Source organism: Bacillus sp. MM2020_4 (genome assembly GCF_011250555.1).
In the GTDB taxonomy this organism is placed as follows: domain Bacteria; phylum Bacillota; class Bacilli; order Bacillales; family Cytobacillaceae; genus Neobacillus.
In genome coordinates this window covers 43,560-52,488 of the sequence record NZ_JAANMZ010000032.1, presented here as the reverse complement: position 1 = coordinate 52,488, position 8,929 = coordinate 43,560, and the positions used below count along the sequence as shown (strand labels likewise).

8 protein-coding genes and 1 pseudogene are annotated in these 8,929 nt (G+C 39.1%); 2 read left to right on the top strand and 7 right to left on the bottom strand.

What is annotated here, in order from left to right:
* The 5 genes and pseudogenes from G6554_RS17895 to gnd form a co-directional block, all read right to left on the bottom strand.
* Positions 1–235: pseudogene (locus tag G6554_RS17895) on the bottom strand (ATP-binding protein); the annotation flags it as partial.
* 744 nt (positions 236–979) lie between these two features.
* The gene (locus G6554_RS17890; RefSeq protein WP_242637763.1) at positions 980–1,789 is read right to left on the bottom strand and encodes a C39 family peptidase; all 810 of its coding nucleotides are present in this window, start codon (positions 1,787–1,789) and stop codon (positions 980–982) included.
* 166 nt (positions 1,790–1,955) lie between these two features.
* Complete coding sequence (locus G6554_RS17885; protein ID WP_166244333.1) at positions 1,956–2,417, bottom strand: threonine/serine exporter family protein; 462 nt, start codon at positions 2,415–2,417, stop codon at positions 1,956–1,958.
* A gap of 18 nt (positions 2,418–2,435) precedes the next feature.
* Positions 2,436–3,200: a threonine/serine exporter family protein gene (locus G6554_RS17880; RefSeq protein WP_166244331.1), complete on the bottom strand. Its 765-nt coding sequence runs from the start codon at positions 3,198–3,200 to the stop codon at positions 2,436–2,438.
* Between the two features lie 176 nt (positions 3,201–3,376).
* Positions 3,377–4,273 carry a phosphogluconate dehydrogenase (NAD(+)-dependent, decarboxylating) gene (gene gnd / locus G6554_RS17875; RefSeq protein WP_166244329.1) on the bottom strand — a complete coding sequence of 299 codons (897 nt, stop codon included), beginning with the start codon at positions 4,271–4,273 and terminating at the stop codon, positions 3,377–3,379.
* Between the two features lie 145 nt (positions 4,274–4,418).
* On the opposite strand from gnd, the gene G6554_RS17870 reads away from it, so the two are divergent.
* Both G6554_RS17870 and G6554_RS17865 read left to right on the top strand, forming a co-directional pair.
* A complete protein-coding gene (locus G6554_RS17870) occupies positions 4,419–5,264 on the top strand; it encodes a MurR/RpiR family transcriptional regulator (protein WP_166244327.1) in 846 nt (281 codons plus the stop codon).
* Between the two features lie 284 nt (positions 5,265–5,548).
* A complete protein-coding gene (locus G6554_RS17865) occupies positions 5,549–6,763 on the top strand; it encodes an MFS transporter (RefSeq protein WP_166244325.1) in 1,215 nt (404 codons plus the stop codon).
* Positions 6,764–6,795: 32 nt separating this feature from the next.
* Here G6554_RS17865 and G6554_RS17860 read toward each other — a convergent pair whose 3' ends face one another.
* Both G6554_RS17860 and yfkAB read right to left on the bottom strand, forming a co-directional pair.
* Positions 6,796–7,713 (bottom strand): ketopantoate reductase family protein, encoded by a 918-nt coding sequence (locus tag G6554_RS17860; RefSeq protein WP_166244323.1) that lies wholly within the window; start codon positions 7,711–7,713, stop codon positions 6,796–6,798.
* A gap of 66 nt (positions 7,714–7,779) precedes the next feature.
* Entirely contained in the window at positions 7,780–8,898 is a 1,119-nt protein-coding gene (gene yfkAB / locus G6554_RS17855; protein ID WP_166244321.1) for a radical SAM/CxCxxxxC motif protein YfkAB, read from the bottom strand.
* Between the last annotated feature and the right edge of the window lie 31 nt (positions 8,899–8,929).

The following is an 8,929-nucleotide window of genomic DNA, read 5'->3' as shown; positions in this document are numbered from 1 at the left end:
TTCCCTTTTTTATAAAATAAATTGAAATAGGCAATAAACAACCATTAAAAATATATAGCCATATACCTAAACCATCACTAGGAAATCTGTCTCTCCCAAATTTTGTATAAATAGGCAAAATGTAATACCAAAAGACATCATATCCTATTAACAAAATATAATATAAGCTTAAAAATAATTTAATAGCCTTTGTTTCTTCATAGATTAATTTAGGACTTGTGGTACCTTCCTTCATGTTAAAATCTCCCTTGGCCTGGTTTGCAAAAAAATATTCTGAAAAATCATAAAAGTTGTATTCTCTACTACTATATTACCATCTTTCTTGTGAAAAGTGACATAAAAAACAAAAAAACTACGAATTTCGACGCATTTCGCTATTAATCTACAAAACAAGAATTTCCTATTGTTGGAAGTCTCTAACTAATTTTTATTTAAAAAATGGATTGTTATATGTCGGAATCCAAGATTCAGTTTGTTCAAGCATGTCTGCTGGTGTAAGTAACAGATCCTCTTCCATCCATAAATTTTTTTATTGCCGTCTACAGGAGCTTCTTCTTCCTTAACCTGATATTCCAGTGGGATTATAAAAGTTGTAGTGAACTATTGACAAAACGCAAAAAGTCCTGTAATATTGGTATTTATGCTTCACATTATAGTAACTTGTAATAGATAAGATAACGCAATGTAGGAATTCTTTTCTGGCATTCTGCTTATGTTTTAAAATAAAAACTTATTCACACTGGATCGGCTTCGGAGCCGTTAGGATGTAAGAGAGGTAGGGCTTACGTCGTTTAGGTATAAAACCATCAGGTGGAAGAATAACCGCGGCAAACTTGTTTTTATGAACAATTACAATAAAGTAAATTTTTACCTTGCGATGGGATGAAGGATAGACACAACCATTCACAAGTTACGATATGGATTCTACTGAATCAAAAAGCTAAGAAGGCAGAGGGAAATCCCTCTGCCTTCGTCCAATTTATTTTTCAATAACAATCGCTTGCTTCCCCATTTGCTCCCAGGCTTTAATAAAATTCTCACGGTTTACCTTTTTGTTCTTCTCCCCATATGGATCATTTACATAAATATAGTTTTCATCGTATCCGGTAATGGCTACACTATGCTCACTAAAGGTAATATCAATTTTCCCCTGCGGTGTATCCCATGTTTGGAATACTGAAACCGGTGCAAAGCTAGTGGTTGTAATAATCCACACTGGCAGTCCTTGCCCCACTTTTTTTACTATCTCTTCAAAGGAATGATTCGTTAAATTAACAGCTTTGTCACCAACATATTTTTTTGCCAGTTTTAATACCGGTTCATTGTAAACTCCAAGTCCAGGGCCATTAGCCATATCCCCCACAAATCCGGCATGAGGATTTCCCTTTTTCCCGTTACCATATGTAAAGGGGACTGTGTTAATTTTTTGCGCCAACTCATTTTTTGTTACCGTTACCCCATGATAATTTAGAATCATCGCTAAGCTTGTTACCTCACAGCCATTGTATAGCTTTGGGGAATCCATTTGATTCAAAAGGGGTACATCCAGCACTAGTTGATCCGGAATAACTGGTTCCGGTGCATTTTCCATTTTTCTAATAGGTTCAGCTACATCCTCAATGAAACCATTACTTGCGGCTTGTAGTTTTGACACCACTTTTGTTGACTCTGATTGAAGGGTATTCTTTATTTGATTGACATCCTGCCAATTAAATTCTTCCGTTTGTATCATTTTTACACCAATCCATAGGATGACTATTAAAATAATACTAAATAACATTTTTCTCATAAATTAGCTTACCGTTCCTTGTTGAATTTTTCCAGGACAATTCGATAGATTTATATATACTATAATATAACCATAACAAATAGAACGAACACGATAAAGGAAAAAACATTTCCAAATGTATCGTACCTTTCGTTTCTTAACTTTAATTTAAAAAACCCTTCTAGCGTTATCTAGAAGGATTTTTAGTTCTTGCTTTATTTTGATTCATTTTTCGAATTACTTGATTGATAACCTCTGAAAAGACTAGTCCAAAAGCAATTGCACCGGCAATCATAAAAACTTTTGCCGCTAAACCGATGGCAGTATTATAATCATTTTCAACAAAGCTTCGCATTGCATTATAGGCTAACCCGCCTGGCACTAAAGGAATGATTCCTGAAACGCTAAAAATAATGACGGGTGTTTTATAAAACTTAGCTAATTCTTGACTAATGACCGCGATAAAGATGGTAGCTGCCAGCGTTGCTAAAATGGCATCGTCTAAATAGCCTTCAAGAAGAAAATAAACCAGCCAACCGCCCATGCCGATTAAACCACATTTCACCAATGTTTCTTTCGGGGCATTAAAAATAATTCCGAAAGCACCTGTTGCAATAAAGCTTGTTAGTAACTGGCCCAATATCGCCACCTTACATCCACCCTGCCTTTATAAAAATGATAATACGACTGCAATTCCCGTCCCAATAGCGAAGGCCGTCAAAAATGCCTCCGCACCCTTAGATAAACCTGAAACCAAATGCCCCGCCATTAAATCTCTGATCGCATTTGTCACCAAAAGTCCCGGTACAAGGGTCATAACAGAACCGATAATTATTTTATCCAACTGCTGACCGATCCCCGTCCATACAAATAAAAAGGAAACTAAGCCAATGACAAAGGATGCTAAAAATTCCGAGAAAAACTTAATCGGGACAAAGCGATGGAAATGGACAAAGCTATAAAATCCCGCTCCACCCGCAATCATTGCCGGAATAAAATCATTCCAGCCACCCTTAAACATAATCATGAAACAGCCGCTTGCTAATGAGGCAGCGGCCACTTGAATTTTTAAGGGAAAAGTAACAACTAATGAATCAATTTCCTTTAACTGTTGCCATGCCTCTTTCAGAGTAACTTCGCCACCACTTATACTCCTAGAGATACTATTTACCATAGCCACCTTTTTCAGGTCTGTGGAACGTTCTGAAATTCGAATAAGCTTGGTCCTGGTTGGCCCTGTACTTTCTGCCGAAAAGATGATCCCTGTTGGAGTGACATAGCTATGGGTATTTTCAATACCGAAGGCAGCCGCAATCCGCATCATCGTATCTTCCACACGGTATGTTTCCCCGCCGCTTTGAAGCATAATTTTACCCGCAAGTAAGCAAACCTCAATCACTTCGGATGTTGTTGTTTCAACTTGTTTTGTCATCTATTTTTCTCCACATGTTTTTACATTTGTTACTTAGTTTAAATCAAAACAAGCCCGTGAAGCAATTATTAATGTACTCACATTCAAGATGAATAAGGTACATCAACCATTTTCGGGGATTGTGTTAACTCAAAAAAACATCCGACCATAAGACCGGATGCTTGTCTTTCATGCGTTTATTTATTTTCTACGGAATGGCCGCCAAATTCATTTCTTAATGCAGCGACTACTTTTCCCGTGAAAGTATCTTCCTCAAGTGAGCGATATCTCATCATTAAGGCAAGGGCTGTTACCGGCATCGCGGTTTGCAGGTCGAGCGCTGTTTCAATTGTCCATTTCCCTTCACCGGACGAATGCATAATCCCTTTAATTGACTCGAGCTTCGGATCTTTCGAAAAGGCGTTTTCCGTCAATTCCATCAGCCAAGAGCGAATGACGGAGCCATTATTCCAGACTTTTGCCACTTTTTCATAATCATAGTCAAAGTCACTTTTCTCCAATAATTCAAATCCTTCGGCAATGGCCTGCATCATTCCGTATTCTACTCCATTATGAACCATTTTTAAAAAGTGGCCACTGCCGCTTTGGCCGGCATATAAGTAGCCATTATCGACACTAATATCGCGGAAAATTGGCTCGATATAATCGAAAACGGACTTATCTCCCCCGATCATCATACAGGCTCCTTCTCTAGCACCTGCCATTCCACCGCTAGTACCCGCGTCAAAGAAATGTATTCCCTTTTCAGAAAGCTCCTTTCCTCTCCGAATAGAGTCTTTATAATGGGAATTACCTCCATCAATGACTATATCACCCGCAACGAGCAAACCCTTAAGTTCTTCGGTTACTTGTTCTGTTATAACACCGGATGGAACCATCATCCAGATGATTTTCGGACTTGAAAGCTTTCCAACAAGTTCGGTAATCGACGCGGTACCTACAACGCCTTCCTCACAAATTTTTTTAACGGCTTCCTTATTTACATCGAATGCTAACACATGATGATCATGATCCATTAAATTAAGGGCCAAATTATAGCCCATTTTTCCTAACCCGATTAAACCAATGTTCATTTATAACACCCCTGAAAAATATTTTACTTCATTCACTTATTATAAGAAAAAATATTTCACAAATCAAATATAATTAAGAAAAAATATTTTTTTATTCTCCATTCATGCTATACTAGTAATAAGACTAAAGTGAGAGGATATCATTATGGCGCAGAACTGTTTGGGAAAAATACGATCCAATTATGCTCGGCTAAGTGAAAAGGAAAAAAAAGTTGCCGACTATATTTTGGAGAATCCTGAAAGAATGATTCACAATACTATTAATGAAGTAGCAGAGGACTTGAACGTCGCCGATGCTACCGTTTTTCGCTTTTGTAAGCGGATCGGCTTCAAGGGATATCAGGCTATGAAAATTGCGCTAGCCTCCGAGATTATGAAGCCCATTCAGCAGATCTATGAAGAAATTGGTGAAAACGATACGGAAAAAACGGTCGCTGATAAGATTTTTCAATCAAATATCCGGACATTAGAAAATACCTTACACATTCTCGATGAAGCCTCCATAAAAAATGCTGTTTCGTTGCTGATGCAAGCGAACCGGGTCGAATTTTATGGAACTGGTGGATCAAATGCTGTTGCAATAGACGCATTTCATAAGTTTGTACGGACAGGAATTAAAGCATTTGCGTTTATTGACTCCCATTTTCAACTCATGTCAGCTTCTCAGCTATGCGCCCAAGATGTAGCCGTAGTCATTTCCCATTCCGGGACAAATAAAGATACCCTAAATATAATAAAAATGGCAAAGAAAAATGGGGCAAAGACGATTGGGATTACAGGGTTTCCAAAATCGCCTATTTGCCAGTATTCGGATGTTGCACTCTTTACAAGTTCCGAAGAAACAGAATACCGTTCTGAAGCACTCTCTTCCAGGATCGCCCAGTTAAGCCTCATCGACGCATTGTATGTCAATATTATGGTGCTCAATAAAGAAAAAGCTAAACATTCACTCGAAAAAGTAAGAGAAGCTATATCAGATACGAGAATGTAGCCTATTCTGGATGGAAATAGGAAGTGCACGTTTAGGGTCCATAATTAAACCGTCTACGTTTAACACGCAGACGGTTTTTTACTTTAACTTACCCCTTCTAATTGGCGGACAGGAGCCTTCCCTGAAATATCAACCGCTGCATTAGCTTTTAAAACTCCCTCACTATTCACGTGATTAATGAAACACCGTCTTAAAGAAAAGGATTTTGCTTTATTATTGGTTGAAATTTCGTTATGATAATATTTAGCATTCCGAAATATATTTTAGAAAGGAGTGTTAAAAAGATGAATCAGCAGGAAAGCGCAAAACGAAACTTACTGATTATGTGGTTTGCAAACTTCTTTGTTGCAGGAAGTATGACGATGGTTATGCCGTTCATTTCGTTGTACATTGAATCTTTTGGAGACTTTTCGGAAAAATATGTCCAGCATTGGTCAGGATTAACGTTTGCGATTACATTTGTTTCCGCCTTTCTTTTCTCACCAATATGGGGGAGAATTGGTGACCGTTATGGGAGGAAAAGGATTCTGATCTTTTGCGGTTTAGGGATGGCGTTATCGATTTTTCTAATGGGCTATGTCCATTCTGTTTGGCAACTATTTTTACTGCGATTTTTCATGGGATTCTTTTCGGGATTTATCCCAATGTCACAAGCTTTCATTTCAACGCAAACACCGAAACAGATTGCCGGACGTGTTCTTGGTACATTGCAAACCGGCAGTATCACTGGATCGTTGTTAGGGCCGATGTTAGGCGGAATTTTGGCAGATTCCCTTGGCTACTCCACTACCTTTAAGTGGACCTCCATTTCCATATTCATCTCTGCCCTGCTCGTCATCGCCACTAAAGAATTTCTGCTTGAAGCCAAAACGGGTGCCAAAACCCATTATTCAAGCAAGGAAGTATTGAAACATATTACTCGCAATCCAGTTTTGTTAACCGTGCTGCTTATTTCAGCACTTGTGCAAATTGCCCACTTTAGTATTCAACCAATTTTGTCCTTATTTGTTAGCGATTTGCACGGACCAGTAAATGTCGCCTTTTATTCTGGAATTGCTTTTTCTGCGGCAGGTCTAGGCAACCTCATGATGTCACGGAGATGGGGGAAAATTGCTGATAAGGTCGGCTATGTAAAGATATTAGTCATTCTACTTTTCTTGGCGGGCATTTTTTATCTGCCGGGTGCTGCGGTCACAAATTTTTGGCAGCTAGTGCTCATTCGGTTTACTCTTGGTGTCACGATTGGCGGGATAATCCCCGTGCGGATTGCCTATATCCGCCAGGAAGCACCGATTGCCATGCAAGGCGAGGTGCTTGGCTACAATACGAGTCTACGATTTCTTGGGAATATTTTCGGACCCATGTTGGGGGGATTTATCTCCGGTTCGTTTGGATTTTCCGCTGTCTTTATCAGCACAAGTGCGCTTTTAATCATTAGTGGGATTATCCTTTTTGTTTCCATGCACCGGCATCCAAAGTTAATAAAGCACACAGCATAACAGCATCGGAAAGTTCCGATGCTGTTTTTTTCTTATATCAATTGTCTCTCATAAACTTTTAAATTTGCATAAACCGCTTCTAATACAGGGACAGAAATCTGTTCTTTATGGGCAATTTTTAGCAAATAGCCGTGTAAATGGTCAGCCTCTACAAAAGCTAACTTTTCCATATCCCGCTGCATCGAGGATTTCATCGGATAGGCCAAACTATCAATTTGCTTCATTTGGAGCGTTTGGATGTTTTCGGGAAACGGTGCTCCTACACGTTTCATCACAGAAATAATTTCCGCTAAAAGCTTCTCTATTACCAGATAACCACTTTCATCCTCACGAATTGGCCCAATGGGTGATCTCATTAATGTGGTAATTCCGGACATAGTAGCTATAAACAGATATTTATTCCATAGATCCTGATTAATTGCTTCGCTTAAACGATAACCTACTTTTGTTCCGCTAAATGCCTCTTCAATCTTTACGATTCGTTCTGTCCGCTCACCATTACGTTCTCCAAAGACTAAATCATGTTTAGGGCTCGTTTGGATGACCTTTCCACCCTGATCAAGAGTTGTTTCGATAAAGCAAAGACCGCCTATGACCCGCTCTTCCCCAAATTCCTCAGCCAACTTATCAAAATGCACCATCCCATTTAACAAAGGCAGGATCACCGTTTCCTTGCTCACATACTGTCGGAAACTTTCTACCGCCCCATCAAAATGATATGCTTTTGTAGAAAGAATGATCAAATCAAAAGGGGCTGCCTCATCCCCAGCTAAAATTGTTTTTGGCTTAAGTGCTATATTCCCATGGATACTTTCAATAACAAGGCCGGTATCCTCAAGCTGGTTCCTTCTTCCCTCTCTTACTAAAAAAGTTACATCAACACCCTTTTCTAGTAAACGTCCGCCAAAATAACCCCCAACTGCACCTGCTCCAACAACTAATATTCTCAATTCATTACCCCCTTTATAAATCTATTATAAAGGATAAAAATAAAAAAGCAGGAATATCCTGCCTTTTTATTTTCGAATTTGGTTTTGTCTTTTGCTAAAATCACATTCCTGGTAATAACTATTTTTCACTAAAATATTGGGACCTAGACAGGAAACCTCAGGACAATGGCAGCTTAATTCTTTTGCTATGGAAGAGGATTGCCAAATATCGTAGGCATCCAGAAGATTTGTCGTTTGGATATTGCCTAACGGTGGTGTGTCACCAAAATCGGTAACGATGATGTCACCGTTAAAAATATTTATGTTTAACCGGGATCGGCCATCAGGATCATTTCGAAGGGTGACATTCTTGCTTTCATAAAGTCTCTTTAAAAGGTCTAAATCCTCTTGTTTACTACTGCAAGCATAGAACGGCAATGTCCCAAACAGCATCCACACCTTTTTATCCCGTATATCTAGCAAGTGGTGGATTGCCCCCCTTATTTCCTCCAACGACAAGGTTTCTAGATTACTTGCGAAATCGCTAGGGTACATTGGATGAATCTCATGCCGCTGACAAAGCATTTCATCCACGATTTGCCTATGGATTTTTCCCAAATGAGGTAGAGTCCGTTTATTTAACATGGTTTCGGCAGATACCATTACACCAGCTTTAACCAGTTCGCGGCTATTTTCTATCATTCTTGTAAAATATTTTTCTCGCTGGCTGTAGTCCGGCTGACGCTCCATTCGTGCAAATCCACCCTCAACAAAATCATCGACCGTTCCCCAGTTATGAGAGATATGTAATACATCCAAGTATGGAACGATCTCCTCATACCTAGCTAAATCAAGGGTTAAATTGGAGTTTATTTGCGTCCGAACCCCACGGTCATGGGCATATTTTAAAATCGGAACGACATAATTTTTCACAGAGGATAATGATAACATTGGCTCCCCGCCTGTAATACTTAACGAACGGAGAGCAGGGATTTCTTCAAGTCTTTGAAGTAATAATTCTAATGGAAGTGCTTCTGGATCCTTTGTCTGCAGCGTATACCCTACCGCACAATGTTCACACCGCATATTACAAAGCGTTGTCGTCGTGAATTCAATGTTGGTTAGCATAGGCTTTCCATATTCCTCGATATCTAAATAGGCTTCCCACGGGTCATATTGTGGTGTAATACTTCTCATTTTCAACATTTTGAACTCCTTAAAAATCAGTCTTAACAAA

Bases quoted from the DNA above. Each gene is read 5' to 3' on its own strand.
- G6554_RS17890 (WP_242637763.1), bottom strand. From the start codon at position 1,789: ATGAGAAAAATGTTATTTAGTATTATTTTAATAGTCATCCTATGGATT.
- G6554_RS17870 (WP_166244327.1), top strand. From the start codon at position 4,419: ATGGCGCAGAACTGTTTGGGAAAAATACGATCCAATTATGCTCGGCTA.
- G6554_RS17865 (WP_166244325.1), top strand. From the start codon at position 5,549: ATGAATCAGCAGGAAAGCGCAAAACGAAACTTACTGATTATGTGGTTT.
- G6554_RS17880 (WP_166244331.1), bottom strand. From the start codon at position 3,200: ATGACAAAACAAGTTGAAACAACAACATCCGAAGTGATTGAGGTTTGC.
- gnd (WP_166244329.1), bottom strand. From the start codon at position 4,273: ATGAACATTGGTTTAATCGGGTTAGGAAAAATGGGCTATAATTTGGCC.
- yfkAB (WP_166244321.1), bottom strand. From the start codon at position 8,898: ATGTTGAAAATGAGAAGTATTACACCACAATATGACCCGTGGGAAGCC.